Genomic DNA, 26,302 nt, shown 5'->3' on the forward strand with positions numbered 1-26,302 from the left:
GTCCACGGGCGCGCGCTACGGCGTGACGGCGGGAGGCGAAGTCCTGCTGGAGTACGCGTGATGGACGGGCGGCCACCGGTGACCCCGGTGGCCTTGAGCCGGCTTGCCGTACCGGAAGATCACCCGAACAGGGCGGAGACGGATTCGCCCTCGTGGATGCGGCGCATCGCCTCCGCGAGGGCGGGGGCGATCGACAGCACGCGGAGCTTGCCCTCCGGCTTCACGTCCGGGACCGGCACGGTGTTGGTGCACACGATCTCCAGCACCTCCGGCTGGTCGCTGAGACGCTCGACGGCGCCGGCCGCGAACAGGCCGTGCGTGCAGGCGATCCTGACCGAGTTGACCTCGCGCTCGCGCAGCCGGTCGAGCAGCTCGACCACGGTGGTGCCGCGGGCGATCTCGTCGTCGAGGACGATGACGTCCTTGCCGCGCACGTCGCCGATCACCGAGCTGATCGACACCTTGTCGTCGCTGAAGCGCTGCTTGGCGCCCATGGCCACCTCGACGCCCAGCAGCCGGGCGAAGGCGGCGGCCTCCTTGGCGTTGCCGAGGTCGGGGGAGACGACGACGGTGTTGGTCAGGTCGTACTGCTGGAAGTGCGCGGCCAGCTCGCGCAGCGCGTGGAGGTGGTCGACGGGCACGCTGAAGAAGCCGTGCACCTGCGGCGAGTGCAGGGTCATGGCGAGCACCCTGTCGGCGCCCGCCGTGACCATCAGGTCGGCGACCAGCCGGCCCCCGATGGAGATGCGGGGCGCGTCCTTCTTGTCGGAACGGGCGTAGGCGTAGTGCGGCATCACGACGGTGGTGCGGGCCGCCGACGCGCCGCGGGCGGCGTCGAGCATGAGGAGCAGCTCGACGAGGTGCTCCTGCACGGGCGGCACGAGGGGCTGGATGATGAAGACGTCTCGCTCGCGGCAGTTGGCCTGGAGCTGCACCTCGAGACAGTCGTTGGCGAAGCGGTGGAGGCGGACGGGGTGCAGGGGGGCGCCGAGGTGGGCGCAGATCTCCGCGGCCAGCTCGGGGTGGGCGCTGCCGCTGAAAACAGTGATGTCTCGCACGTCAGGCCAGCTTACTCAGCTGCCGGCGGTCCTCCTCAGCGGCTCGTCGGTCAGCCGGTACACGGTCCACTCGTCCATGGGGACCGCCCCCATCGACTTGTAGAAGGCGATCGACGGCTCGTTCCAGTCGAGGACCGACCACTCCAGGCGGTGGTAGCCGCGCTCCACGCAGATCCTGGACAGCTCGGCCATCAGCGCCTTGCCATGGCCGCCGCCTCTGGCCTCGGGCCGGACGTACAGGTCCTCCAGGTAGATGCCGTGGGTGCCGCGCCAGGTGGAGAAGTTCAGGAACCACAGCGCGTAGCCGACCAGCCGGCCGTCCTGTTCGGCCACGTGCGCGTGCAGCGCCGGGTCGGGCGCGAAGAGAGCGCTTTCGAGCTGCTCGGGGGTGACGCGCACTTCGTGGAGCGACTTCTCGTAGTCGGCCAGTTCGCGAATCATATCGATGATGGCGGGGACGTCCTGAATGGTGGCTCTGCGTATCACGCGCGCAGCCTACCCGCAGCCGTGTTAGCGTCGCCGCTCGTGACGGAGCGCATCCATGTCGGCAACGCCGCCGCCGACGCCCTCGGTGACCGCGGCTGGCTGCTGGGGCACTTCAAACCCGAGGGCGAGGTACGGCACAGCGAGCACGTCGAGGTCGACCACTCCTGGGTGGCGGAGGAGGAGTCGGTGGTCATGACGGTCCGCTGGCCTTCGGTCTCCGGCTACGCCGTCACGTGAACCTCACACATTCATGCGATGTCGTTGACCGCCCATAGGGGTAGATATCGGGCTATGGGTATCATTTCGCGCGGTTTCCGCGGCCGGCCCCGGGACGACCACGGCCGGCTGCCGCCCGGCCAGTACCAGGTGTACGACTTTCCGGTGCTGTCCGCCGGTCCGACACCGCGGATCCCGCTCGACCAGTGGGAGTTCGCGATCGACACCGAGGCCGGGCGGACCCACCGGTGGACATGGCAGGAGCTGATGGCGCTGCCCCAGGAGAGGCCCACCGTCGACATCCACTGCGTCACCAAGTGGTCGAAGTTCGACACCGGCTGGCAGGGGGTCTCCCTCGACGTGCTGTTCGAGGACGTGGAGACGGTGGCGGAGTACGCGCTCATCTACTCCTACGGCGGCTACACCACCAACCTGCCGCTGGAGGACCTGCTCGACGGCAAGGCGTGGATCGTCCACCGCTTCGACGACGAGGACCTGGAGCCCCGGCACGGCGGCCCCGCCCGGCTTCTCGTCCCGCACCTGTACTTCTGGAAGTCGGCCAAGTGGGTGCGCGGCATCAGGCTCATGAACGAGGACTGGCCAGGCTTCTGGGAGACGGCCGGCTACCACAACTACGGCGACCCGTGGCGCGAGCAGCGCTACGAGGGCGACTAGGCGGTCACGTGCCGGCGATCAGATGGCGCCGCGCCCGGCTGGCCGCCGCGCGTGCCGAGACCCCGACGGCGCGCACGCTGGTCTTCGACGTGGTGGACTGGCCGGGCCACCTGCCGGGCCAGCACGTCGACGTACGGCTGACGGCGCCCGACGGCTACACGGCCCAGCGCAGCTACTCGCTGGCCACCCCCGGCGGCGTCGAGCTCACCGTGGAGGGCCTGCCCGACGGCGAGGTCTCGCCGTACCTCGTGGAGGAGCTGGCCGTCGGCGACGAGATCGAGCTGCGCGGTCCCGTCGGCGGCTGGTTCGTGTGGCGTCCCGACACCGCGCCCGTGCTGCTGGTGGCGGGCGGCTCCGGCATCGTGCCGCTGATGGCGATGATCAGGGCCCGCCGTACGGCAGGCAGCACGACGCCCTTTCAGCTGGTCTACTCCGTCCGCACCCCGGCCGACCGCTACTACGGCGCCGAGCTCGACCGGGCCGAGCCCGGCCTGACCGTCACCCACCTGTACACGCGGGTCGAGCCGCGCCGCAGGATCGGCAAGCAGGACCTGCCGGGGCCGGGCCCCGACGTGTTCGTGTGCGGACCGACCGGTTTCGTCGAGGCTGTCGCCGACCTGCTGCTCGACCTCGGCCACGATCCCGCCCGGGTCAGGACCGAGCGCTTTGGAGGCTGACATGCACCTCGACGGCAACGCCCTGGCAGGACCGCTGGGCGAGATCTTCGCCGTGGACGTCACCGCGGCCGTCGGCCGCTGCGCCGCCTGTGGCCTGCGCGGCCCGGTCGCCGCCCTGCGGGTCTACGACGCGGGGCCGGGCCTGGTCGCACGCTGCCCCGGCTGCGAGGAGGTGGTGCTGCGCCTGGTCCGGGGGCCTCAGGAGGCGTGGCTCGACCTGCGGGGGACGGTGTCGCTGCGCATCCCGCTCCAGTAGTACTCGAGCACGTCCACCTCGAAGCCCTCGGGGAAGCGTTCCACGAACTCCCTGGCCCTGATGCCGCCGTGGCGTTCGTAGAAGGCGATGGCGGCGGTGTTCCGCTTGAGGACCTCCAGGTAGAGCTCGCGTGATCCGGCGTGGTCGCGCGCGTGGCGCAGCAGCACGCCGCCGATGCCGGAGCGCTTGAGTCCGGGCTCGACATGGAGGTTGTCCAGCAGGACCCGCTCGCCCTCGGGTACGAGGTAGGCGAACCCCGCCACGCCGTCGCCGCCGTCAACGACGAGCAGGTGCCCGGTGTGGCCGCCGGCCAGCCGCTCGCGCCAGAGGACGGCCTGCCGGTCGGCGAGCGGGCCGTCGAGGTAGTCCTGGGGGAGGATCCCGGTGTAGGCGGTCCGCCAGCTCCTGGTGTGCAGCGCGGCGACAGCCTCGGTGTCGGCCGCCGTGCCCTGTCTGATGTTCACCAGAGAATTGTCCGGGCTCATCACCCATGCCCGGGACGCGCGCCGGCGACCCCGCGCCGCCCTCCCGCGGAAGACGCCGCGCGGGAAGCCGGACATGGTCCGTCATACCAGTCGAAATCAGAAAACACTTGTGGTCCTGACTTGCGCCGCAAATGATTCCAGCCGGAATTTCGCCATCTGTTTTCCCGCGAAAAAGGCCGCTACCATGCGGTGACTCCGGCCAACCAATTCGGTGAGGGGTGACCATGGCGGCAGAATCGGAAAGCGGATCCATTCGGCGCCTGGACGACGTGGCCCGTGCCATTGTCGCCGAAGTCGCGCCCAAAGAAGCGGAATATTATTCCGTCATCGCCGCGGCCACCCGGAGAAATCCGCGCACGGCATTCCGGGGCGGCGGTGACGATCTTCTCGGGTTCTCGGCCGCCGACGCGGTGATGCTCGTGACCCCGATCGTGCTGACCGTCCTGACCGGCGCGGCCACCAACACGCTCACGCAGGCCGTCGAACGCACCGCCAAGCAGGTGTCCACGAAGGTCTGGAACAAGCTCTTCCCGCCCCGTCCCGCACCCATCGCCGCCCCCGCGACCGTCGTCCCGGTCTTCGAGCCCGCCCAGGCGAAGGAGACGGCGCAGGCGGTGGAGGACATCGCGCTCGCGCTGGGGGTGGACAAGACCGTCGCGCTGCGCCTGCGCCAGGCCACCTACGGGCACCTGTCGGGAGAGAGGTGACGGCGGCGCGCGAACCGGCGGCCGGTCCCCGGCTGAACCCGTTCGTGCTGCCCTCGTCGACGACGTCCCGTTTCCTCATCCTGATCGCTGCGACGTTCGCCGCGTCGCTGTACCTCAGCACCCTCCACGTCGAGCTCTGGTGGTCGGTCAGCGGCGCGCCGGAGCACGTACGGCAGGCGCCGTGCCTGTCGGCGCTGCGGTCGGGGGCCGCGTCGTCCGATGACCCGAGGCACCTCGTCGAGCAGTACGCCGGCTGCGCCAGGACCGTGATGGCGGGGGAGGGCCTCCTCCGGATCGTTCCGCTCCTGGCTCCCGCGCTGCTGGCGGTGCTGCTTTACGCCGTTCACCCGGTGTGGGCGCGCCGCCGTCGCCCGGTCCCGCTGGCCGAGGCCGGCACGGGAGCCGGCCACGAGGCGCTGACCCGCAGGTTGGCCCTCGTCGCCGCGCAGGAGCTGCCCGGCAGGCGGGTCAGGCTCGTGGTCGACTCGGCGCGCGGCGGGATCACCGGGCGCACCTTCGGGTTACCGGGACGCCATGTGGTCGCGTTGAGCATGGGCCTGGTCATGGCCCACGCCGACCGGCCCGCTGTCGCGGAGGCGGTGTTGCGCCACGAGCTGGCCCACATCCGCAACCGTGACGTCGGCATCGCCCACTTCACCGTGGCGATCTGGTGGTCGTTCCTGCTGGCGACCTGCCTGCCCGCGCTCGTTCTCACGGCGCTCTGGCGGCCCCTGGGGCTGGTCTTCCTCGGAGTCGTGATTCCGGTCATCGCGCTGGTGCTCTGGCTGGCCCGTACGGCGGTGCTGCGCGCCCGTGAGCACCACGCCGACGTGCGGGCCGGTGACACGCCCGACCGTCGCGAGGGCATGGCCGCGGCCGTCGAGACGGTCGCCGACCCGCCCTTGCGGGGACCGTTCCGCTTCTTCACCAGCCATCCCCGTGCGGAGGACCGCCGCGACGCGCTCGACGAGCCGGGACGGCTGCTCCGCCTGAACCAGTGGGAGATGTTCGCCGCGGGCCTGCTGGCCGGGCTCGGCTTCGTCCCCGTCGTCGCCGCGGTCTTCTTCCTGGACTTCGAGGCCCCGCTCGAGGTCCGCTACCACCTGCCGGGGCTCGTGCTCGGGTTCCTGGTGGCGGGCATCGTGGTCGTCGCCGTCTGGCGGGCCACCGGCGAGCGGCTCGCGGGGCAGGGGCCGAAGACGCGGCTGTGGTGGGCGGCGGTCAGCTTCACGGCGGGTCTGATCGCCGGCCAGCTGCCGGTCACGATCCGAGCCGACGTCTGGATCTGGACCATCGTCCTGAACGACCCCCTGCTCGGGCTGGTCCACGTGCTGGTCGTCCTGCTGCTGTTCAGAGCCCTGCTGGGCTGGGCCAGGGCGTGCTGCTCGGCCTGGCTGGCGACCTCCCGCCGGCCGCGGTGGATCACCCTGGTCGCCGTGGTGGTCTCGGCGCTGGTGATCGGCCCCTGGCTGGGCATGTGGTTCCACGGCACATCGCTGATCGTGCAGGCCGGCGACTCCTGGTCGGTCCTCGTCCTGGTGCTGGTGGCCATGGCCAGACTCGTCCCGGAGCTGGCGGCCGTCACCCTCGCCTGCGCCTTCCTGGTCGGGGCGGGGATCGGCAGGCGCTCGGCACCGAGCCGGGAGCAGTCGCTGCACCTCGACGGCGCGGCTCCCGTCCCGCTGCGCCGCCCGTACTCCCGCCTCGTCCGCGCGCTGCTCCCGACCGCCGTGGCCTGCGCGCTCATGGTGCCTGCCGGTTTCCTCCTGCACCCCATGCTCGCCGGGGGGCAGGCGCCGGAGCGGCTGGCCGTCGCGGCCTACGCGCTGGTGGGGACGGGCGCGGCCCTGCTCGCTCTGTCCGGCCTGGTCATCGGCGTCATGGTCGGCGGACGGTCACGGGTCTGGTGGGGGGTGGCCCATGCGGGACTGGCGTTGCCCGTGGCGTGCGCGCCCATGCTCCTGCTGCTGTACGGCCACAGCGCGGTCGCGCGCTGCGGACCGCAGGGGGCCGGCCGGTGCTTCGCGAGCGGCGCGCTCGACCCGCCGGCCTTCGGCAACTCCTACCTCCACCTGGTCACCTACACGCTCTACGCCGGCCTGGCGCTGGCGGCCGTGGGCGGCCTCCTGCGCAGGACGTCCGCCGGGGTTCCGCGGACGCGCGGGGTCGGCGCCCGCCGCCTTCTGGTGGCGGTCGTGACGGTGCCGGCCATCCTGACCGCGGCGGCCACCGGCTACACCGTCCTGCGCAACTGGCTGCCGACCGCGGGCATCGGGACACCGGCGCCGTTCGTCTGGCTGCCGCAGGTCGTCCAGGCGGCCCGCCGGCCGGTCAGGCCTGGCTCGGTCGCGTGGCTCGACGCGTGCCGTTACGCGCGCGGCCTGTTCGCGAGCCCCCAGGTGCGCGACGGGGTGAACGCCGACCAGCGCTACTACCTGCTGACCGCCCAGATGTTCACTCGCGTCGGCGCGTCGGACGACGCCGCGCTCCGCGCCTTCGCCGGGGCGGGCCTGGCCTGGATGGCCGAAGGGCGTGCGGACATGGCCGGCAGGACCGTCGGCAGGACCCTGCACTACTGCATCCTGGCCGGCCGCGAGCACAAGATCGAACTGTGAGCCGCCTACGCCAGGCACGCCCGCACGCCGTAGCGCACGCCGGTGTTGAACGCGTCGATCCGCTCGCTCGCGCTGCCGTGGTCGCGGGGGTTGGTCCACGGCGTGTCACCTGACATCGCGCGCAGCGTCGCGGCGATCTCCTGGCTGTCGCCCCGCTCCCAGACCAGCGTGCCGTCCCTCGACGCCCCCGCGAGTGCCGCCCCGCCCAGGCAGTCGGCCTGCAGCTCGATCTGCGCCGCCAGATACCGGTACGGCATGCGGTTCTGGATCGCGTGGCTCCACTCGTGCGAGATCACCTGGTACACCAGGCCGTCGCCGTAGGAGTAGCTCATCCGCATGAGGTTGATGTCCCAGGCGATGAAGTCCTGGGTGGTGCAGTAGGAGGCGTTGTAGGGCAGCACCAGGTACCCCGAGCACCGCGGCCGGTAGGCGCTCCGGCCGTTGTAGGAGCCCACCACGCGCGGCGGCGTGTACCGTCCGGGGAAATAATCCGACCAGTGCTCTGACCAGAACAGGTTGACCGCGTGAACGGCCGTCCTGATGTCCTGCTGGAGATCGTCGGTTTTCGCCGCCGACGCCCCGGCCGCATTCCCGCCCGCCACTGTCAACGGAACGGCGAGAATGGCCACCAGGGCGAGCCGTAAAAGCGGTGACATGGAGCCCCCAATTTCGCTGAATGGTGCTCGGCAGGCCCCGAACGATAAACGCGGTCCGCTGTCGCGGAAAGTCACCGCCATGGAGAGATGACCGTCGCCCTCGTGTCGCGAGGGCGACGGTGCGCGCTAGGCCGCGGTCCCGAAGGGATTGTCGATCACATAACGCCAGAGACCGTCCGGGCCCCGCCTGGCCACGTCCGTCGCCGTGCCTACCAGGTGGACGTCCGTGCCGTCGGGCGTGGTGCCGTGGATCGTCCAGTCGACGATGAGGAGCGCGATGTCGCCGGAGACGTAGACGTGGCGGGGGCGGGCCTCGATCGGCAGCCCCATGCCGAGCAGGTGCCGGGTGGCGGCGGCGCGGGCGGGACCGGTCATCGGCCGGCCGGGGGCGGGGACGAGGACGGCGTGGTCCTCGTAGACCTGTTCGACCGCGTTCACGTCGCCGGTGTTGAAGGCGGTGACGTAGACCTCGTGGTGCCGGGTCGGATCGTCGGTGAGTGTCACGCGAGGATCCTTGGCGTCATGCTGCATTGTCATGACAAAAGAATCATAACATTCTTGATCCACACACGGGGTCAGATCCAGCCGTCGAGCGAGGCCATGAAGCCGTCGAGGTCGTCGCGGTGGACGCAGTGTCCCGTGCCCGGCACGAACGCGACCCGGTAGCCGAGCTCCTCCAGCCGCCTGCCGTACTCCCGGGAGATCAGGAAGCCCACGTCGGCCGCCTGGACCAGCGAAGGGACGGCGGGCGGCTTCAGGTCGAGGTCGCCGAAGGCGCCGATGGCGTCCATCACCTTGAGGTCCCACGCGGCGAAGCCCTCGAGCTCGGCGGCCACGTCCTCGGCCGCCCACCGCGGGTTCGTCTGGGCGATCTGCTCAGCCGTCGCGGTCTTGGTGGCCTGCGCGAACCCGGCCATCGCCGCCACGTCGGCCTGCGCGCCCGACAGCAGCCACGCCGGATCGCTGTAGACGGCCTTGGCGGGGGAGAGCGCGTCGACGGCGAGCGCGAGCGTGCGACCGCCCAGCGAGTGGCCGATCGCGATGTCGGCTCCGGCGGGCAGCGACTCGGCCACGTCGGCGGCGAAGTCCTCCGCCCGGTAGGAGCCGGCCCAGCCGCTGGCCCCGTGGCCGCGCAGGTCGGGGGCCAGGACGTGGTAGCCGCGCTCGACCAGCAGCGGGGCGACGCGGCACCAGGTGGCGGACGAGGACATGGCGCCGTGGATGAGGATGGCGAGCTTGCCGGCTCCCGCCGACCCCCACTCGCGGACTTCGAGCTGCATGGTTCCCCTCGGATGTCGTGCTTATACGTATAACCACCCTACTCCGCGTCCCCCGAAACCGCCACGCCCCGCGATCCGGGCTGCTGCCGTCCGTGCCGGGAGCGACTTCGGCCGCGTCCTGGCCGCCTACGGCGGGGCGTTCGTGGCGGGCTCGCTTCGAGTCGGGGGCGGCGTCAGCGGCCGTCGTCGAGGTTCAGGCCGTCGAGGAGCGTCCGCAGCCCGAACTCGAAGAGCCTGTCGAGGTCGAACTCGTACCCCTTCTCGCCGAGGCCCCTGATCAGCCCGGAGAACAGGGGCGCCTGGCCGGAGGCGACGAAGGCGTTCATCGCCCTCTCCTGGGTGTCGAGCCACTGCTCGTCGGACAGCCCGGTGGCCGACATCGCCTGAGCCTCCCGCTCGACGTGGACGGCCAGACCCTGCGCGTACGAGTAGAACAGGATCTCGATGGTGAGCATGGTCTCAGGGTCGAGCCCGAGGCCGTCGAGCGCGCGCAGCAGCTGCTCGCCGTGGCGGAGCAGGCCGGGCAGGGGAAGGGGGCGGCTGAGCGGAGCCAGGTGGGGCAGCCAGGGATGCCGCCGGTAGGTCCGCCACAGCGTGCGCGCGACCGCCTCCAGCCGTTCCCGCCGGCCGAGCGCCGTGGCCGGGTAACGCTCCTCGCCGTAGGCGAGGTCCGCCATGGTCCGGACCAGGTCGTCCCTGCCCCGCACGTGCCGGTAGATCGCCGCCGCCGCGACGCCGAGCCGCGCGGCCACGGCCCTGATGGTCACCGCGCCGAGCCCTTCCGCGTCGGCGATCGCGATCCCCTCGCGCACGATCCGCTCCCGTGTCAGCTCCGCCGCCCCCGCGCGCCGGCGCGGCCTGCTCAGCGTGGCCGCCACCACCATGCCCGACCTGGGGCGGGCCTCCACCAGGCCTTCTTCCTTGAGGACGGCGAGCGCCCGCACCGCGGTGGCCAGCGCCACCCCGAAGTCGCGGGCGACGGCGCGGGTGGAGGGCGCCTTGTCGCCGGGGGCGAGCTCGCCCGTCTGGATACGGCGCCGGAGCTCGGCGGCGATGCGCAGGTAGGGGGCTTCCATCGAGCTGTCCTAGAACAGATGTGAGACGAACGGGCGAATCTGTTCTAGCACAGTTGGGCGGTCGAGCGGCATCGGGACTACCAATGAACCATGACTTCTGTGCTGATCTCCGGCGCGAGCATCGCCGGCCCCGCCCTCGCCTCCTTCCTCCGCCGCCACGGCTTCACCGTCACCGTCGTCGAGCGCGCTCCCGGCCTGCGTCCCGGCGGCCAGGCGGTCGACGTGCGCGGCGCCGCCCTCACGGTCGCCGACCGGATGGGCATCCTCTCCGACGTGCGGAGCTGCCGTACCCACATGAAGGGCATGTCCATGCTCGACGGAGAGGGCAACGAGCTGTGGCGGTCCACGGAGGTGGCGCTGTCGAGCGGCCGTCTCGACAGCGACGACGTGGAACTGCTCCGCGAAGACCTGAGCCGCCTGATCCACGAAAGGACACATGAAGACGTCGAGTACGTCTTCGGCGACTCCATCACCTCGCTCGTCCAGGACGAGCACGGCGTCCACGTCACCTTCGAGCGGACGGCCCCGCGCGTGTTCGACCTGGTCGTCGGCGCGGACGGCCTGCACTCGAACGTGCGCCGGCTCGCCTTCGGCCCCGAGGAGCAGTTCGTCCATCACCTCGGGACGTACGTGGCGATCTTCTCCACGGACAACTACCTGGGTCTGGAGGACTGGCAGACCTGGTTCAACGACGGGACCACGGGCGGCGCGGTCTACCCCGTGCGCGGCAACACCGAACTCCGCGTCAACCTCGGCTTCGAGGCCCAGGAGCCGATCGAGTACGACTACCGCGACGTCGAGGCGCAGAAGCGGCTGGTCGCCGAGCACTGCGCGCACGGAGGCTGGGAGGTGCCCCGGCTGCTGAAGGCGATGTGGGACGCGCCGGACTTCTACTTCGACTCGATGGCCCAGGTCCGCATGGACCGCTGGTCGACCGGGCGGGTGGCGCTGCTCGGCGACGCGGGCTACTGCGCGTCGCCGCTGTCCGGCCAGGGCACCAGCCTGGCGCTGGTGGGCGCGTACGTTCTCGCCGACGAGCTGGCCAAGGCCGGCCACGAGAGCGCGTTCGCCGCCTACGAGGCGCGCATGCGGCCGTTCGTGGAACTCAACCAGGCGCTCGTCGAGGAGAACCGCAAGCACATGGAACAGGACCCGGCCGGCCCGAGCCCGGTGGACCACGTGAAGAACGCCATCGAGCTGCCCTAGCGGCGGGCGCGACGAGGGATGCCGACGATCGGGCGACCCACGGCCACAGGACGGTGTGGCCGTGATCGCCGGAGATATCGCCGCATTGATCACTAAGAGTGTTAGATTGTCGTGGCCATTGATGTCAGCGTGACACGGGAGGCGGGCTCGCGTGGCAGGGTTCGATATCTACTTCGACGCGCTGGAAGACTGCGCCTCCAAGGCCAAGGGCGTCGCGAACCAGTTCAGGGCCATCGCCGACCGGACGCCCCCGACCACGGCGGGCGGTACCTTCGGCTCGCTCGACGAGAGGTCCGCCGCGCTCACCAAGCTCGTCAACGACCTCGACAAGAAGGTCGACGCCGAGATGGGCCACGCCTACCAGAACCTCGACAAGGTCGAGACGGCCATCGACACGGTCGTCGCCAACGTCAAGAAGGCCGACCTCCCCGTCCCCACACGGGCGGAGCAGGTGTGAGCGACATCTGGGACCGCTACCTCAGCGACATCCAGGACATCATCGAGGACCTGGACGGCAAGCAGACCGAGATCACCGCCGTCGCGAAACGCTGGCGCGAGCTGGCCGGCACCATCACCACGGAGACCGGGGCGCTCCAGCGTGCCGTGCGCGGCGTGGACAACGCCTGGAACGGCGGCGCCGCCGAGGACTTCGCCACCTACATGGCCCAGTACCCGGCGCAGGGCACGGCCCTGAGCACCGCGCTGACGAGCTGCGCCGACAAGCTCGACGCGGCCGGCACCGCGCTGGCAACGGCCAAGAGCACCGTCCAGGGCATCTACCGGGACAAGCGCGCGTGGCTCGACGAGCAGCGCAACGACCCGGACACCACGTCCATCTCGTTGACCTCCATCAGGGCCAAGGAGGCGGAAGGCGTCCGGGAAGCCCAGAAGCCGCGCGGCGAGGCGCTGACCGCCGTCAACAACGCGATCGCGGAGCTTGAGAAGTACGTCCCCGAGGACAAGAAGTTCTTCTCCGCCATCAAGGCCCCCGGCGACCGTGACTTCGTCCCCGGGAACAACGCCGACAAGCGCTGGATCCCCGACCCCGACTTCCAGCCCAAGAGCGGCACCACCCAGCTCGCCTCCTACAACGGGAACGGCACGCCGAGCGGCAACGGGTACACGCCGAGCGGCGGCAACGGGTACAGCCCGGGCGGCGGAAGCGGCGGCGGCAGTGGGGCGCCCTCGCTCGCCGTCCCGCCGAACGCCCACAGCCTCGCGCCGAACCCGCGCGCGCAGGCCGTCATCGACTACGCGCTGAAGCAGCTCAGGGACCCCTACGTCTGGGGCGCCGTGGGGCCCGACTCCTTCGACTGCTCGGGGCTGACGCTGCGCGCGTACGAGTCGGCGGGGACGCAGATCCCGCGGGTCGCCCACGACCAGTGGTTGCGCGGACCGCGCATCCCCAACGGCGCGGTCCAGCCGGGCGACCTCGTCTTCTTCGACAACGACGGGGACGGCACGGCCGACCACGTGGGCATCGTGCTCGACCCGGAGAAGCAGACGATGATCCACGCGCCCAAGACGGGCGACGTGGTCAAGATCGCCGGCTACGGCGGCACGCCCCTGGGCTTCACCCGCCCCGGCAACCGGTGACCTCCTCCGCGGGCGCGGGCCCTACCAGGTCATGCGGATCACAGGCTTGGTCTGCAGCCTGACGGGGGCCCTGTTCTCGTCGCGGAACCACAGCGTGAGCCCTTCGTAGCGAGGCCCGTCCGATTCGACGGAAAGCCGGCCGAGCGGCCGCAGCCTGCTTACGGTCGCGATCTCCTGGCCGTCGGCGTAAAGGCTGACGTAGGCCTCGCCCGCCAACGGGTCGAGGGAGAAGAGCACGGCCGTCGCACCCCGGACGAGGTGAAAGGCGTGCAGACCGATCGGCCAGCCGACGTCGTCGTGCTGGGGTTCCGGATCGCCTTCGAAGAGCCAGATCAGATCGGCGAGCTCGGGAATGTCCACGAAGGAAACGTATGCGTTCCTGGGGATCCCGGCGATCAGGCCACGCCCGTTCCGGCCGGACTCCTGCGGGGCGCGTGAGGTCACACCGTTCGCAGCATGCCGCCGTCGACGAAGTAGGTGGAGCCCACCGAGTAGCCGGCGCGGTCCGAGCACAGGAAGACGACGAAGTCCGCCACCTCCTCCGGCGTGGCGAAGCGCTTGATGGGCGCGTGCTCCCGCGCGACCTCGTCGAGGTGCCCCCGCCAGTCTCCGCCGGTGCCGGCGGTGAGCTCCTTCGCCGTCTTCACCCAGTCGGGGGTGAGGACCAGGCCGGGGTTGACGCAGTTGACGCGGATGTTGTCCCCGACCACCTCGGTGGACAGCGTCTTGGAGAACATCATGAGCGCGGCCTTGGTCACGTTGTAGATCGGCTCGTACCACAGCGGCTGCACCGCGCAGATCGAGGCGTTGTGGAGGATGACCCCGCCGCCGCGCCGCCGCATGCCGGGCACGAGACCGCGGGCCAGCCGTACCGCGGCCATGACGTGCAGGTCCCAGTAGGCCTGCCACTTCTCGTCGGGCGCGTCGAGGATGGTCTCGTTCGAGCCGGAGCCCGCGTTGTTGACCAGGATGTCCGTGCCCGCGAAGGCGTCCTCGGCCGCCGCGGCCAGCGCCGTCGTGCCGGCCGCCGTCGCCACGTCGCACGCGACGGGCAGCACCCGCACGCCGTATGTCTCTCTGATGCCGCGCGCCGCGTCGTCGAGCCGGTCGGCGCCACGTGCCGCGAGGACGAGATGCACCCCCTCGGCGGCGAGGCCGTGCGCGACGGCCAGGCCGATCCCCGCGCTGCCACCGGTGACGACCGCGACCTTGTCTCTCAACCCGAGTTCCACGAGCCCTCCCAGGTTGTTCCTCCGCGGTGGGGGACGCTGTCCATTATCGTCGCTCCCCTGGTCGGGCCCCGGTTCGTCCTCCCGGTACGGCGTGCGCCGGCCGAAAAGCCGTGGCGGCGGCCGTACCGGGATGTTACGAAGAACGGCGGACGGGACGACGAGGTTCGTCCCCTCGGCCCGGCGCGGCCCCCCGCGCGCTACGACCCGCGCGTTCGCCGCAGCGCCTGCGCCGCGATCGTCAGGACCGCGAACACCAGGGCGACCACCACTCCCGGGTAGAGCATGGCCAGCTGCGTACCGGGCACGATCGCCGCGGTGACGACCGCGAGGCCGCCGGCGCCGCCGACCTGCAGCGAGCTGTTGAGCAGCCCGGCGGCGAGCCCCTGCTCGTGGTCGGCCACCCCGCTGGTGCCGGCGACCATCAACGCCGAGATGCTGAGCGCGAAGCCCAGACCCCACAGCACGGAGGACGGCAGCAGAACCGTCCACAAGTCCGGCTCGGGGCCGATGCGCAGCATCAGCAGGTACGACGGGATGAACGCCACCAGCCCCACCATCAGCACCCTGGTGACGCCGAACCTGTTCATCAGCGCCCCCAGCACGGGCCCGATGACGACGACCATGAGCCCCGCCGGCAGCAGCACCAGCGCCGTCTGCCACGGCTGCCAGCCGTTCAGGTTCTGCAGGTAGAGGGCGAGCAGGAACTGGAAGCCCATGGCGCCGCCGTACAGCAGGGCGGCGCTGACATTGGCGGCCACCAGGCCGCGGTTGCGGAAGATGCCCAGCCGGATCAGCGGCTCCTTGACGGTGCGCTCGATCACCACGAACGCCGCCAGCAGCAGCCCGGACAGGGCGAATCCGCCCAGCGTCCACGGCGAGGTCCAGCCGGCCTCCGCCGCGGAGGACACCGTGGACACCAGCAGCAGCATCCCGGCGACCAGGGTCACGGCGCCACCGAGGTCGAGCCGCGACCGCTCGGTGCGCGGCGGATCCGGCGGCAGGAATCGCAGCGCGGCCACCAGGATCAGCACGGCGATCGGGATGGGCAGCACGAAGGTGGCACGCCAGTCCAGTGCCGCGAGCAGGCCGCCCACCAGCAGGCCGGAGGAGTACCCGGACGCTTCGAAGACGTTGAAGATGCCGAACGCCCTGTTCCGGTGCGGGCCTTCGGGAAAGGTCGTGGTCAGCACCGACATGGCCGCCGGTGCGGTGAAGGCCGCGGCCATGCCCTTGACGAAGCGGGAGACGATCAACAGGACAGGATCGGCGGCGAGCGCGCCGAACAGCGACACCAGCGCGAACACCGCCATGGCGGTCACCAGCGTCCGCCGCCTGCCGAACAGGTCGGCGAAGCGTCCACCCAGCAGCAGGAAGCTGCCGAACGCCAGGATGTAGGCGCCGGCCAGCCACTGCGCGGCCGCCGCGCCCATCCCGAACTCCTGCCGGATCTCCGGTATCGCCACCGTGATCATCGAGATGTCGAGCCCGTCGAGCAGGATCACCCCGCTGCAGATGAGCAACGCCACCCAGGACCGCGCCGGCCAGCGCGGCGAACCCTCTCCGGCCGCGGGGGCGGCCACGGCGTCGCCCCGTGGCCGCTCGTCGCTCGTCGTTGACATGTGTTACCACCCTCCAGGGGTCGGGATCCTTCACACCGTGCCGGCTCTCCGGGGCACGGAACCCGCCGGACGGAACGGCGGGCCCGGCCACGGCGCCCGCGGCAGGCCCCGCGCCGCCGACGACGGGCGCGAAATGTTTGCTCTCGGCGCGACGTTAAGGGTTCACATCGGTTGGAAGGTCAACCTCGGACAGGGCGGGTCACATGCTGATCGGGGAGTTGTCCCGGCGGACCGGAGTCAGCTCGCGGCTGCTGCGGTACTACGAGGCGCAGGGCCTGCTCGAGCCCACACGCGATCTGAACGGTTACCGCAGCTACGACGAGGACGCGGTGGTCACCGTACGGAAGGTCCGCGTGCTGCTGAACGCGGGGCTGACTACCGAGGTGATCCGCGTGGTGCTGCCGTGCACCCGGGGCGACCAGCCGGAGTTCGACTGGTGCGCGGACCTGCGCGACCTCATGGATCGGGAACTGGCGGCCGTGGACCAGCGCATCGACGACCTCCGGCGCAACCGCGGCGCCCTCGCCGGCTTCCTGTCGCAACCCTGATCCACGGCGGCCGATAGCTTCTGGGGGTGCGCACCTCGACCGCGCTGGAGGCTCTCTCCCGGCGTCCGCTGTCCTTCCTGCGATCGAGCTGGCCGTGGCGGTCGCTGGCCTACCTGCTGTCGAGCGTCGTGCCCGGCTCCGCCGTCGTCGTCGCGGCGGGCCTGATCTCCTCCCTGGCGCTCGTCCCGGTGATGGTCGTCGCCGGGCTGGCCGCCGTGGCTGTCCTGGTGCCGCTCGTCGTGAGGTTCGAGCGGTGGCGGCTACGGCTGGTCGATCTCGCTCCGCTGTCCGCCGCCCGGTCCGAGCCGTCGCGAACGGTGGTGCTGGGCCTGGTGTCCCTGCTCGCGCTCTGGTGGATCGACCTGGTGGTGGCCTGTTTCACCGTGGCGGGCCCCGCCGTCCTGATCCTGTCGCCCGTGGTGCAGCCCATGGACGGCGAGTGGGCCCCGGCGGCGGCCCTGATCGGCTCGGTGGCGGGGGTGCTCCTGGTCCCGGTGGCCGCCTACGTCTTCACCGCCTGGGCGGGCGCCCGCGCGGCCGTGACCAGGGCGCTGCTCGCTCCCACCGAGCTGGCCGACGTGCTGCGCTCGCGCGTCCGGCTGGTGAACGCCTTCGAGACCGAACGCCGCAGGATCGAGCGCGACCTGCACGACGGTGCCCAGCAGCGGCTCGTCGCGTTGAGCATGAGGCTCGGCCTGGCCCGGCTCGACCTTCCTCCGGACTCGCCCGCGGCCCGGCAGCTCGTCCAGGCGCACGAGGAGGCCAAACAGGCCCTGGTCGAGCTGCGGGAGCTGATCAGGGGCGTGCATCCGCAGGTGCTCACCGACCGCGGCCTCGGCGCCGCCGTACGGGACGCGGCAGGACGTTCCCCGATCCCGGTCGACGTGGACGTCCGCCTGCCGCGGCGGCTGCCCGACGCCGTCGAGACGACCGCCTACTACGTCGTGGCCGAGTCCCTGGCGAACGTCGCCAAGCACAGCCGGGCACGCCGGGCGCGGATCCGCGCCCGGCTGGCCGGCGACGTGCTCGTCGTGGAGGTCTGGGACGACGGCGTCGGCGGCGCCGATCCGGCGGGTGGCACCGGCATGGTGGGGCTGGCCGACAGGGTCGCGGCGGTCGGCGGAAGACTGTCGCTGTCCAGCCCGGCCCGCGGGCCGACGACGATGAGTGTGGAGATCCCGTGCGCGTAGTGATCGCCGAAGACGCCGTCCTCCTTCGCGAGGGCCTGGCGGGCCTGCTCGAACGCTTCGGGCACGCCGTCGTCGCCGCCGTCGGCGACGCCGCCGCCCTGGTCGCCGCGGTCAAGGAGCACCGGCCCGACATCGCGGTCGTCGACGTGCGCATGCCGCCGGACTTCACCGACGAAGGACTGCGGGCCGCCCTGGAGCTGCGTACGGCACAGCCTGATCTGGCGGTGCTGGTCCTCAGCCAGTACGTCGAGCAGACCTACGCGGCCGAACTCCTCGCCTCAGGCCGCGGCGCCGGCGTCGGCTACCTGCTGAAGGAGCGGATCGGGGACGTCGAGGAGTTCGTCGACGCGCTGGTCAGGGTCGCCGGCGGCGGCACGGTCGTCGACCCGGAGGTGGTACGGCAACTGCTGAGCAGGCGGCGCGACCCGCTGGAGCGCCTCACCCCGAGAGAGCGGGAAGTGCTCGGCCTGATCGCCGAAGGACGCGCCAACGCCTCGATCGCCCGGGCGCTGTTCGTCACCGACGCGGCCGTGGCCAAGCACATCGCCGCCATCTTCGCCAAGCTCGATCTCCCGCCCACCGCCGACGGCCACCGCAGGGTGCTTGCCGTCCTGGCCTATCTGCAGGCCGCGCCGGGGTAGTGCCAGGTCTCCCCCCCGGGCTCGTCCCCGCGCCAATGTGCGACGAGGGCGGCGCCGCTTGGATCGACGGCATGACGACCACCTCGTTCGAATTCCCCGGCCGTTGGGTCGAGGGCGCCGGGCTGCTCCTCGGGCCGGTCCTGATGCTCGCCGGCGTCCTGCTCCGCGCCGACGTGGACGGTTTCTTCCCCGCGCAGCTGGCCGCGTTCGCCGCGAGTCCGGAACGGATGACCCTGTCGTACGGTGCTTTCGCCGCCGGGAACGTCCTGCTGTGGCCCGCGGTCGTCGCCGTGGTCCGGCGGGTGTGGGCGACCCGGCCGCGCTGGGCGCTGTGGGGCGGCGCGCTGGTCATGGCCGGCCTGTTCGCGCGCACGTTCCACGCCGGGGTCAGCCATCTCGCCGCCCAGCTCGTCCACGTGCGGGGCCTCGAAGCGGCGCGGACGGCCGTCGCCGACTCCTACGGCGCCTTCCACGTGTTCCAGACGCTGAACACGGCGATCTTCTTCGGCTGGGTCGTGCTGGCCATCGGGACGTGGCGGGCCGGCGTCCTGGGAATCGCCAGGTCCGTGGCGCTGGCCGCGACGAGCGCCCTGCCGATCGGCGTGCTCAAGGGCACCGGCCCGATGTCCGTCGTCGCCACGGTGGGCCTGTGCGTGGCCTTGGTGCCGCTGGGAGTCCGCGTGCTGAAGGACGGCCCGGCGCCCCGCTGGTGGGCCTACCCGCTGGCCCTCGGCCTGGGCGCCGCGGCAGTACTGCTCGGCGTCGCCGGCTGACCGCGAGACCCGTCCGGCCGCGTCCCCGGCAGGCGGCGGGCGCTGCCACGTCATCCCGACTCGGCCGCGACCCCGGCAGTCCCCCGGGTGACCTCGGTGTCCGCCCTGCCGGGGGTGACCCGGCATGCCGTACCGGCGGGCTTCAGGCCCCGAGCATGACGGTGAGGTCCTCCTCGGCCGCCAGCACGTCACCGCCGAACACCAGCTGAGCCGCGGCCACCGCGGCCGCCCGGTCGTTTCCCGGCCAGAAGTGGGTGAGCATCAGCCGGCGGGCGCCCGCCCGCCGAGCCCAGTGACCGGCCTCGGCGGAGGTCATGAGATTGCGTGTGGGACGGCAGGTCTCCCCGTCGCGGTCGGTGGCCTCGACGATGAACAGGTCGGCGTCACGGCCGAGCTCGGCCAGCGCGGGGGCCGGGCCGGAGTCCCCGGTGTAGGCCAGGGCGATCCCGTCGGCCCGCAGGCGGATGCCCGCGTTGGGCACGTAGTGCGGGAGCGACACTCCGGTCAGCTCGAACGGCCCCACCCGGTAGCCGCCAGGCAGCGGACGCACGTCGAAGACCGCCCGCAGGTCGACGTCGGGCTCCAGTCCCCTGAGGCGGTCGAGCACGCCTGGCGGGCAGTACAACGGCAGCCGCCGCCCACCGGGGTCGCCGTAGAACCGCATCCGGAACAGCCCGTGCAGGTCGACGCAGTGATCCGGGTGCTCGTGGGTGATGACGACGGCGTCCACGGCACCGTCCGGCCAGTGCGCGAGCAGCCGCGGCAGCGTGCCGTAGCCGAGGTCGAGCACCAGGCGGTAGCCGTCCCAGTCCACCGCGAAGCCGCTGCACGCGCGACCTGGTTCCGGAAAGGCGCCACAGCTGCCGAGCACGGTGAGTCGTCGCATCCGCCTACCATGCCAGACCGTGGCCGCCTGGCTCCTGGTCCGGTAACGGGCCCTTGGCGTCCAGCGTCTGGGTAGGGTGGCCGATCATGGCCGACTTCATCTCTCTGCCCTTCTATGACCTGCTCCAGGAGAACGGCCACGTGCCGGTCATCTGCGCGAAGCTGCCTCCGCTTCTTTCCGGGGTACGGCGGAGCATCCTGGAGATCGGCGCGGGTACCGGCCTGATCACCACGGCGATGGCCGAATGGACATCGGCTGAGATCTTCGCCCTGGAACCCTCGCAGGGCATGCGCGGGGTGTTGCTGTCCCGGCTGAGCACGCGCCCTGACCTGCTCAAGCGGGTCACCGTACTTCCCTGTGACGCGCTGAGCGTCGACGTGCCCGAGCCGGTCGAGGCCATCGTGATGATCAACGTGATGTACGCCCTGGAACCCGGCTACCGCAAGCGGCTCTGGCCGGTGCTGGCAGCGCAGCTGGAACCCGGCGGTCTCCTGGTCTTCACCTGGCGTGACGGCGGGGCCCCCGCACCGCGCCCGCTGCAGGAACTGGGCTCCCGCCAGGTGGGCCGGCACCTCTACACGGTCTCGTCGGAGATCCTCGAGTCGACCGAAGAGGCGGCCACAGCCCGCTACGTCTACCGGATCACGCAGGGCGACACGGTGGTCGGCGAAGAGGAGATCGTCGGCCACGCCTACCGTCCCGTGTGGGAGACGCTCCACGGGGAACTCACGGGGGCGGGTTTCGTCCAGGCCGACGCGCCCGAGGGGCTCCTCGCCTGGCGGCTCGCCTGAGTCCCGGCTCGGTGGCGTGCTGACGACACCGAACACTCCACGCAACGGCGCCAGGTGTCGTCGGGCAAACCGACAGCCTCCCGATTTCACGGTTGGAGCGAGTGACGAGAATCGAATCTGTGCTGTACAGACGGCGCAGGATGCCCCAGATGCGGGCGGCCTTAGATCGTGCACCGACCCAGACAGCGAGCCCGAGGTCCACAGCGGCGTGCCGTCCGGGCGCAGCAAGGACCTGGATGTTCATACCGTGCTTCTTGTGCTTACCGGAGTAGTACGGCCGGTCGGCGGCCACTTGGTCGATGGGGATGAGCGTGCCATCAGCACGACAAAGGCGTAGCCGGCCCGCTTGGCGGCGCGTAAGGCCTGATCGAGACCGGGTGAGCGACGGGCGAGCAGGGCGATGGCGGCGTTCACGTAGCGCCAGGCGGTCGTAGCGCCGATGTCGAACCCCGCGGCGAAGGTCTCGCCCTTGCACAGGTAGACCAGCACCAGTAGGGCCTGCTGACCGGGATCTAGGCGCCGCTTGGTGGAACTGAGACACCGAAGGCGTCGGAGTGTCACGTGCTGTGATCAAGCGGTGCCGCGCTCTCGGTCATCTGGGTTGCTGTGGCGATGCAGAGGAGCGCGAGTCCTACGTAATCTGGCGCACGTGCCGCACACAAAACTCCCGCCCTCCCCTAGGGGAGGGCGGGAGCTGAGTTCGTCGGCTTCAAGCCGACAACAGGTCGAGTTCTGCCTTCGCCGCCTCAACTCCTGCCAGCTTCGCCCGGATGCGACGCTCTTGTTCATCCACACGGTTGACGCTCTGGATCACCTTGTTGAGTGCCCTCTCAAGCGCCTGCGGCAGGCCGCCGGAGTCGATGATCTCTCGCGTCCAGGTGTCGAGGAGCTTGTCACCGTCCGCAAGGGCGATCACTACCTCGTGGCCAGTGAACCTGTCCTCAACGAACGCGTCCATCTCATCCAGCGAGGGGAAAACGGCATTCTCTACCGAGTCGGCATCGTTCGGATCGATACACACGTATGCCCACGCGCTTCGCTCTTCGGTCGCAGCAGCTACTTGCGTAAAGAGGATGAGATCTCCGTTGAGATGGAAGGTGCCCGTTAGCGGGATCTCGTACTCATGCCACACATCTAGATCGGACGCTTCGGGTCGCGGGCGCCAAGGAGGAAGTCCTCGCTTGATCAAAGAGTCTAGATTCACCGCCCTACCTCCGCTCGTCTCCATGCCCATTGAAGCATCGGATGAAGCTTTCCGTCACGTCGGGGTCCCAGGGGATGTCCTGCTTTTGTACGGGATCGTCTGCAGGCCAGATCACCGAGACGTGACTCAGATCACCGTCGCAACCTGCGGAGATGCGACCTGGGGTATGCAGGACCGCAAACCCTGCCCTCCTTAGGTCCCCCGCCGTCGTGTACCTTACGCTGGCCCGCTCGATATCTCTAGTAAATACTGAACGAAGCACGTAGCGGGCCGCTTGCTCGATCGTGATCTTGCCGGTCAAAAGGGATATTTCGCGCTCTCGATCATATCGCGGCTCACTCAAGTACTTGTTCGCATTCCGCGAGAATTGGGTGAGCACCTTTTCGTCCGCTATGCACAGCCATGGCTTTTTGGCCGCACGACAAACGCGGCTTTGCACATACGACGAATCGGGTTCCGGCACGGCTACCGAGCTTATATAAACAAGCCCCAGTTGTCACGCAAGGTGCAAAACGCTTACGTGCACCCCCTTTTTGTTGTCACCCCTCAGGTCAATAGCGGACGACCTAATATGCAACCGCATGCCACCTTGCAGGCCCGTGTGTACCATGCCGTCGGCTGCTCGCTGACATGGATACCATGCCCTGACCATGGTGTTCGCCCCGCACGCCAAGTAGGTGGTGTCAGTGCCGCGGATGCAGACCAACCTCGACCCACGCCACCCTGAGCGAGCTGGCGTGCCGGCGGATTCCTTGGCCGCTACCGGTGGATACGAACCGTCTCTACGCTCGCCGGCGAGAGAGACACTCATGCTCCAACTACTGCAGGTATCTCGACATCGAGAAAACCGTCAGGAGGGCGTGCGCGTTCCATGGCACCAGAACGCCCACGCGCATACACGCCCACTGGTTGGCGCGAACTTATAGCACGCCATCCCCGAGGCAACGAAACGACACGCTGGAAGCCGCTGTTCCTGATCACGACATTAGAAATCGAGTGCACTCTACGAGTGACCTGCAGGTGCAGCCTTAACCTGGTCAGTCGCATGACCAGATATCGGATCCATCTCAATTCTGTTGATGCGCACTGCAAACTAGACATTCAGTACAAATATTACCTATCTGGCACCAAAACGCCGATGTTTCGCCATCAACAGGACCGGAAACCTCAGCAGAGCCCAACCGATTCATTCGTTTGAGGCAACAATGCAGCCCCATCCGGCGATCACGGAACTCCGCAGTTCTCTACGCTGCCCTCCCGCACGCGGACTCGGCCAGTCCTCGCGCCGACTCGGGAAGCCGGCCTGGAGCACGATGTGATGCTGGCGAAGCTGACAGACCTGGGGCTGGTCACGTCCGGCGGCATGAACGCGCTGCGTTGGCCCGGCGGATCGGGGCCGACGGGTACCAACTGCTGGAGGCACTTCACAGCGCCGCCGCGCCGCGATGGCTGCGCCAGATCGGCGCGGTGGAGACGTTACGTACGGTGTGGATCCAGCAGTTCCAGCGCACCACGACGACCGACGACAGCAAGGAGGTGACCTGGCACAAGGGTGGCGACCTCCCGCCAGGACGAGAGCTCCTTCACCTTCGACTGGGACGCCCGCCAGGCCACATGCCCGCAAGGACAGGCCAGCCGATACTGGACCGAGGGTCGAGACAAGGGTGGGCTGCACCACCGATCTGCGGCTGACCGGCTGGGGCGACACCGTCAGAACCGAGCCGCCTTCGCTCGAGCAGGTGATCTACGCGGAGTCCTCCGCAGCGAGACTGCAGGAGGGGCTGCCTGAGCCGCTGAACTCGACAGGCCGGTAGGTCCGCCGATCGACTCTCGCCAGTGTCCGGCGCTGACCGTGCAAGCGCTTGTACCTTCGCGCGGCTCGGTCTGAAGTCGGGGCAACCACGTATCGCTCAGTCGCGGCACGCCGATCCTGTGGACGCGGGCGCAGGGCCACACCAGCAGGCCAAAGCCCGATGCCGCCTTGACCGATCTCCGCTGCTGAATGTTGGTGTGCCCGTGCGCGAACAGGTCGGCCGGCCGTACCTGCTCGCGCTTGGCTCGTTGTTCGGTGGTCAGCCTGCCGCCTTGCAGGTGGCGCACATCACGAGGTGGGCGCCGGCAGCCCTGCTCACCAGCAGGAGAACGTACCGTTGAACGAGTAACTGTAATATTTGCGCTTGGTGATTTCGGTTACTCCGCTGAACGGGCGGTTGCATTCGACGAGGACGTCCTTGGCCTCGGCGAGGAGATCATCCCCTGAGACGTCGTCCTCCCACACCTGGATTGTCACCCTGTCGCCCACCGGAAACGTGAGGGTGTTCGCCGACGGGATTTCGACCTGCTGGTTCTCGTCGGACTCGTTGACGTCGATCGTGCCGTCGATCGGGGCGTAGCGCTGGTTTCCTCCGTTGTGGAGGACCTTGATGAAGACCTCGTCGCCGTTGCTCCAGGTGCCCTCCTCGTCCACGTCCTGGACGAATAACGTAAGGCCGAGTTGGGCTTCGGCTGAGGCGTTCGCAGGGGTCGCGCTGACGAAGGTCAGCGACCCGAGAATGCCTAGCAGTGACAGCAGCGGGCCGGACTTGGAGCGAGCGAACACGATTTCCCTTTCTTTTGTCCGATCGGTCACCGGCAAGATTTCCGCGGCCTGCTTGGAGCGGGCTTGCGGATGACTTGGAGTCGGCCCGGTTCAGTGGATATCCGGCCTCCGTGGAACCTCGATTCGTGGAATTCGGCGACAACGTACGGGATGGCGACATGGCGGTGCGGATAATTATGCGGCAATCTCTGGGGATTTTCTGCACGACCGTAAATTCACCGCGAAAAAGCTGCTCGATCGCGACTTTCCCAGGGGCCTTGCCGCCGTCTCGGATCGACGCCCTGGCGGGGCACCAGGTCGTCAGGTCGTCAGGTCGTCAGGCCGCCAGGGGCTGGGTGCGGGAGAACGTCGCCTGGCCGCGCTGGTCCCGGTACGTCTCGAGCAGCCGCAGCCACACCTCGCTGATGGTGGGGAAGGGCGGTACGGCGTGCCAGAGGCGTTCGATGGGGATTTCGCCGGTGATGGCCACGGTGGCGGAGTGGAGGAGCTCGGCGACGCCTGGCCCGGCGAACGTGGCGCCGACGAGGGTACGGCGATCGGGGTCGATGAGGGCGCGGGCTCTGCCGCGGTAGCCCGGGTGGTGCTGGAGGGCGCCGGCGACGTGGCCGAGGTCGTAGTCGACGACGTCGACGCGGCGGCCGGTGCGCCGGGCTTCGACGGTGGTGAGGCCGACGCCGGCGATCTCGGGGTCGGTGAAGACGACCTGAGGTACGGCAGCGGTGTCGGCGGTGCCGGCGTGAGGGCTCCAGCGTCCGGTGTCGAGCGGGCTGCCGCAGGCTCGGGCGGCGATGACGGCGCCGGCGATGCGGGCCTGGTACTTGCCCTGGTGGGTGAGCAGGGCCCGCCCGTTGACGTCGCCCACGGCGTAGAGCCAGTCGCCGGGGACGGCGGTGACGGTGAGGGTGTCGTCGGTGGTGAGCCAGTCGCCGGGGGTCAGGCCGACGGTTTCGAGGCCGATGTCGCCGGTGCGGGGCGCGCGGCCGGTGGCGAAGAGGATCTCGTCCGCGGCGAGCCGGCCGCCGTCGGAAAGGGTGAGGCGGACCTCGCCGCCGGTACGGGCCGCGGTGGCGACGGTCACGCCGAAGCGCAGGTCGGCGCCCGCTTCGCGCAGGCGGTCGGCGACGAGTTCGCCGGCGAAGGGTTCCAGCTGGGGCAGCAGGCGGGTGCCGCGGGCCAGGAGGGTGACCTCGGAGCCGAGGGCCTGCCAGGCGGTGGCCATCTCGGTGGCCACGACGCCTGCGCCGACGATGACGAGACGTCCGGGCGGCTGCGGGGCGCTGGTGGCTTCGCGGCTGGTCCATGGACGCAGGGCGGCGAGATCGGGCAGGTCGGGAAGGGCGGCGCCGCTGCCGGTGCACACGGCCACGGCGTGCCGGGCCCGCAGGTGGACGGTGCCGCCGTCGGGCGTGGTCACGGCCACGCGTCGTGGCCCGTCGAGGCGGCCGTGGCCGCGTTGGAGGTCGACGCCGGCCGTCTTGAGCCATTCGACCTGGTCGTCATCGTTCCAGTGGGCGGCCATGCGGTCGCGGTGCGCCAGTACGGCGGCGGTCTTCAGCGGCCCGGCGGCGGCCGGGTCCAGGCCGGGTACCCGGCTCGCGTCGGCGCGCAGGAGTGCGGGCCGCAGCAGGGCTTTGCTCGGTTCGCACGCCCAGTATGAGCATTCGCCGCCGACGAGTTCGCCTTCCACGATGACGGTGCTCAGCCCGGCGGCGGTGGCCCGGGGGGGGGGGGGGGGGGCGCCCCCGGGGCGCCCCCCCAGGGGGGGAGGCACCGCGGAAAAAAAAACAAAAAAAAAAAGAGATGGGGTTGGGGGGTTTGGTGGGGGGAGTG

General features: G+C 70.2%; 29 protein-coding genes and 1 pseudogene. 14 read left to right on the forward strand and 16 right to left on the reverse strand.

What is annotated here, in order from left to right:
- Positions 1-119: 119 nt before the first annotated feature.
- Both ABZX22_RS38385 and ABZX22_RS38390 read right to left on the reverse strand, forming a co-directional pair.
- On the reverse strand, positions 120-1,058 hold the full coding sequence (locus ABZX22_RS38385) for a ribose-phosphate pyrophosphokinase (RefSeq protein WP_354919757.1): 939 nt from the start codon (positions 1,056-1,058) through the stop codon (positions 120-122).
- A gap of 15 nt (positions 1,059-1,073) precedes the next feature.
- The gene (locus tag ABZX22_RS38390; protein ID WP_354919760.1) at positions 1,074-1,544 is read right to left on the reverse strand and encodes a GNAT family N-acetyltransferase; all 471 of its coding nucleotides are present in this window, start codon (positions 1,542-1,544) and stop codon (positions 1,074-1,076) included.
- A gap of 39 nt (positions 1,545-1,583) precedes the next feature.
- Between ABZX22_RS38390 and ABZX22_RS38395 the strand changes: the two genes are divergently transcribed.
- From ABZX22_RS38395 to ABZX22_RS38410, 4 genes are read left to right on the forward strand one after another with little or no spacing between them, the layout of a single operon-like run.
- Positions 1,584-1,781: a hypothetical protein gene (locus ABZX22_RS38395; RefSeq protein ID WP_354919763.1), complete on the forward strand. Its 198-nt coding sequence runs from the start codon at positions 1,584-1,586 to the stop codon at positions 1,779-1,781.
- Between the two features lie 54 nt (positions 1,782-1,835).
- Positions 1,836-2,435 carry a sulfite oxidase-like oxidoreductase gene (locus tag ABZX22_RS38400; RefSeq protein WP_354919765.1) on the forward strand — a complete coding sequence of 200 codons (600 nt, stop codon included), beginning with the start codon at positions 1,836-1,838 and terminating at the stop codon, positions 2,433-2,435.
- A gap of 8 nt (positions 2,436-2,443) precedes the next feature.
- On the forward strand, positions 2,444-3,112 hold the full coding sequence (locus tag ABZX22_RS38405; protein ID WP_354919768.1) for a ferredoxin reductase: 669 nt from the start codon (positions 2,444-2,446) through the stop codon (positions 3,110-3,112).
- A 1-nt stretch (position 3,113) separates the two neighbouring features.
- A complete protein-coding gene (locus tag ABZX22_RS38410; RefSeq protein ID WP_354919771.1) occupies positions 3,114-3,368 on the forward strand; it encodes a DUF6510 family protein in 255 nt (84 codons plus the stop codon).
- Here the strand turns inward: ABZX22_RS38410 and ABZX22_RS38415 are convergent.
- Positions 3,311-3,832 carry a GNAT family N-acetyltransferase gene (locus tag ABZX22_RS38415; protein ID WP_354919774.1) on the reverse strand — a complete coding sequence of 174 codons (522 nt, stop codon included), beginning with the start codon at positions 3,830-3,832 and terminating at the stop codon, positions 3,311-3,313. The two genes, ABZX22_RS38410 and ABZX22_RS38415, sit on opposite strands and share 58 nt — an antisense overlap.
- A 245-nt stretch (positions 3,833-4,077) precedes the next feature.
- On the opposite strand from ABZX22_RS38415, the gene ABZX22_RS38420 reads away from it, so the two are divergent.
- Both ABZX22_RS38420 and ABZX22_RS38425 read left to right on the forward strand, forming a co-directional pair.
- A complete protein-coding gene (locus ABZX22_RS38420) occupies positions 4,078-4,560 on the forward strand; it encodes a hypothetical protein (protein ID WP_354919776.1) in 483 nt (160 codons plus the stop codon).
- Positions 4,557-7,175, forward strand: a complete 2,619-nt coding sequence (locus tag ABZX22_RS38425) for a M48 family metalloprotease (protein WP_354919779.1) — start codon at positions 4,557-4,559, stop codon at positions 7,173-7,175. The genes ABZX22_RS38420 and ABZX22_RS38425 overlap by 4 nt, the downstream gene beginning before the upstream one ends.
- 5 nt (positions 7,176-7,180) lie before the next feature.
- Here ABZX22_RS38425 and ABZX22_RS38430 read toward each other — a convergent pair whose 3' ends face one another.
- From ABZX22_RS38430 to ABZX22_RS38445, 4 genes are all read right to left on the reverse strand, one after another.
- Positions 7,181-7,831 (reverse strand): hypothetical protein, encoded by a 651-nt coding sequence (locus ABZX22_RS38430; protein WP_354919782.1) that lies wholly within the window; start codon positions 7,829-7,831, stop codon positions 7,181-7,183.
- 126 nt (positions 7,832-7,957) lie between these two features.
- A complete protein-coding gene (locus ABZX22_RS38435) occupies positions 7,958-8,368 on the reverse strand; it encodes a nuclear transport factor 2 family protein (RefSeq protein ID WP_354919785.1) in 411 nt (136 codons plus the stop codon).
- 38 nt (positions 8,369-8,406) lie between these two features.
- Complete coding sequence (locus tag ABZX22_RS38440) at positions 8,407-9,111, reverse strand: alpha/beta fold hydrolase (protein WP_354919788.1); 705 nt, start codon at positions 9,109-9,111, stop codon at positions 8,407-8,409.
- A 173-nt stretch (positions 9,112-9,284) separates the two neighbouring features.
- Positions 9,285-10,187: a GntR family transcriptional regulator gene (locus ABZX22_RS38445; protein ID WP_354919791.1), complete on the reverse strand. Its 903-nt coding sequence runs from the start codon at positions 10,185-10,187 to the stop codon at positions 9,285-9,287.
- A gap of 90 nt (positions 10,188-10,277) precedes the next feature.
- On the opposite strand from ABZX22_RS38445, the gene ABZX22_RS38450 reads away from it, so the two are divergent.
- The 3 genes from ABZX22_RS38450 to ABZX22_RS38460 all read left to right on the forward strand — a co-directional run bounded on the left by ABZX22_RS38450 (position 10,278) and on the right by ABZX22_RS38460 (position 12,989).
- On the forward strand, positions 10,278-11,393 hold the full coding sequence (locus ABZX22_RS38450; protein ID WP_354919794.1) for an FAD-dependent monooxygenase: 1,116 nt from the start codon (positions 10,278-10,280) through the stop codon (positions 11,391-11,393).
- A gap of 151 nt (positions 11,394-11,544) precedes the next feature.
- Positions 11,545-11,850 carry a hypothetical protein gene (locus tag ABZX22_RS38455; RefSeq protein WP_354919797.1) on the forward strand — a complete coding sequence of 102 codons (306 nt, stop codon included), beginning with the start codon at positions 11,545-11,547 and terminating at the stop codon, positions 11,848-11,850.
- On the forward strand, positions 11,847-12,989 hold the full coding sequence (locus ABZX22_RS38460; protein ID WP_354919800.1) for an NlpC/P60 family protein: 1,143 nt from the start codon (positions 11,847-11,849) through the stop codon (positions 12,987-12,989). Before ABZX22_RS38455 ends, ABZX22_RS38460 begins: the two co-directional genes overlap by 4 nt.
- 21 nt (positions 12,990-13,010) lie before the next feature.
- On the opposite strand, the gene ABZX22_RS38465 is transcribed toward ABZX22_RS38460, so the two are convergent.
- The 3 genes from ABZX22_RS38465 to ABZX22_RS38475 all read right to left on the reverse strand — a co-directional run bounded on the left by ABZX22_RS38465 (position 13,011) and on the right by ABZX22_RS38475 (position 15,840).
- Entirely contained in the window at positions 13,011-13,349 is a 339-nt protein-coding gene (locus tag ABZX22_RS38465; RefSeq protein ID WP_354919803.1) for a hypothetical protein, read from the reverse strand.
- A gap of 80 nt (positions 13,350-13,429) precedes the next feature.
- On the reverse strand, positions 13,430-14,221 hold the full coding sequence (locus tag ABZX22_RS38470) for an SDR family oxidoreductase (protein ID WP_354919806.1): 792 nt from the start codon (positions 14,219-14,221) through the stop codon (positions 13,430-13,432).
- Between the two features lie 197 nt (positions 14,222-14,418).
- The gene (locus ABZX22_RS38475) at positions 14,419-15,840 is read right to left on the reverse strand and encodes an MFS transporter (RefSeq protein WP_354919809.1); all 1,422 of its coding nucleotides are present in this window, start codon (positions 15,838-15,840) and stop codon (positions 14,419-14,421) included.
- A 203-nt stretch (positions 15,841-16,043) separates the two neighbouring features.
- On the opposite strand from ABZX22_RS38475, the gene ABZX22_RS38480 reads away from it, so the two are divergent.
- The 4 genes from ABZX22_RS38480 to ABZX22_RS38495 all read left to right on the forward strand — a co-directional run bounded on the left by ABZX22_RS38480 (position 16,044) and on the right by ABZX22_RS38495 (position 18,992).
- A complete protein-coding gene (locus ABZX22_RS38480) occupies positions 16,044-16,388 on the forward strand; it encodes a MerR family transcriptional regulator (RefSeq protein WP_354919812.1) in 345 nt (114 codons plus the stop codon).
- A 26-nt stretch (positions 16,389-16,414) separates the two neighbouring features.
- Positions 16,415-17,578 (forward strand): histidine kinase, encoded by a 1,164-nt coding sequence (locus ABZX22_RS38485; protein WP_354919815.1) that lies wholly within the window; start codon positions 16,415-16,417, stop codon positions 17,576-17,578.
- A complete protein-coding gene (locus ABZX22_RS38490) occupies positions 17,569-18,219 on the forward strand; it encodes a response regulator transcription factor (RefSeq protein ID WP_354919818.1) in 651 nt (216 codons plus the stop codon). The genes ABZX22_RS38485 and ABZX22_RS38490 overlap by 10 nt, the downstream gene beginning before the upstream one ends.
- Before the next feature lie 71 nt (positions 18,220-18,290).
- Entirely contained in the window at positions 18,291-18,992 is a 702-nt protein-coding gene (locus ABZX22_RS38495; RefSeq protein ID WP_354919821.1) for a hypothetical protein, read from the forward strand.
- A gap of 142 nt (positions 18,993-19,134) precedes the next feature.
- On the opposite strand, the gene ABZX22_RS38500 is transcribed toward ABZX22_RS38495, so the two are convergent.
- A complete protein-coding gene (locus ABZX22_RS38500; protein ID WP_354919824.1) occupies positions 19,135-19,878 on the reverse strand; it encodes an MBL fold metallo-hydrolase in 744 nt (247 codons plus the stop codon).
- Positions 19,879-19,964: 86 nt separating this feature from the next.
- Here ABZX22_RS38500 and ABZX22_RS38505 point away from each other — a divergent pair, with 86 nt between their 5' ends.
- Positions 19,965-20,669 carry a class I SAM-dependent methyltransferase gene (locus ABZX22_RS38505; RefSeq protein ID WP_354919827.1) on the forward strand — a complete coding sequence of 235 codons (705 nt, stop codon included), beginning with the start codon at positions 19,965-19,967 and terminating at the stop codon, positions 20,667-20,669.
- A 136-nt stretch (positions 20,670-20,805) separates the two neighbouring features.
- Here ABZX22_RS38505 and ABZX22_RS38510 read toward each other — a convergent pair.
- The 5 genes and pseudogenes from ABZX22_RS38510 to ABZX22_RS38530 all read right to left on the reverse strand — a co-directional run.
- Positions 20,806-21,191, reverse strand: a pseudogene (locus tag ABZX22_RS38510) (transposase family protein); the annotation flags it as partial.
- Positions 21,192-21,378: 187 nt separating this feature from the next.
- The gene (locus ABZX22_RS38515) at positions 21,379-21,801 is read right to left on the reverse strand and encodes a hypothetical protein (RefSeq protein ID WP_354919830.1); all 423 of its coding nucleotides are present in this window, start codon (positions 21,799-21,801) and stop codon (positions 21,379-21,381) included.
- Positions 21,802-23,297: 1,496 nt separating this feature from the next.
- On the reverse strand, positions 23,298-23,423 hold the full coding sequence (locus tag ABZX22_RS38520; RefSeq protein WP_354919833.1) for a hypothetical protein: 126 nt from the start codon (positions 23,421-23,423) through the stop codon (positions 23,298-23,300).
- A gap of 578 nt (positions 23,424-24,001) precedes the next feature.
- On the reverse strand, positions 24,002-24,502 hold the full coding sequence (locus ABZX22_RS38525) for a hypothetical protein (protein WP_354919835.1): 501 nt from the start codon (positions 24,500-24,502) through the stop codon (positions 24,002-24,004).
- Between the two features lie 286 nt (positions 24,503-24,788).
- On the reverse strand, positions 24,789-26,243 hold the full coding sequence (locus tag ABZX22_RS38530; protein WP_354919838.1) for an NAD(P)/FAD-dependent oxidoreductase: 1,455 nt from the start codon (positions 26,241-26,243) through the stop codon (positions 24,789-24,791).
- Positions 26,244-26,302: the final 59 nt, after the last annotated feature.

Origin of the sequence: Nonomuraea sp. NPDC003804, assembly GCF_040610675.1 — a bacterium.
Classification (GTDB): Bacteria; Actinomycetota; Actinomycetes; order Streptosporangiales; family Streptosporangiaceae; genus Nonomuraea.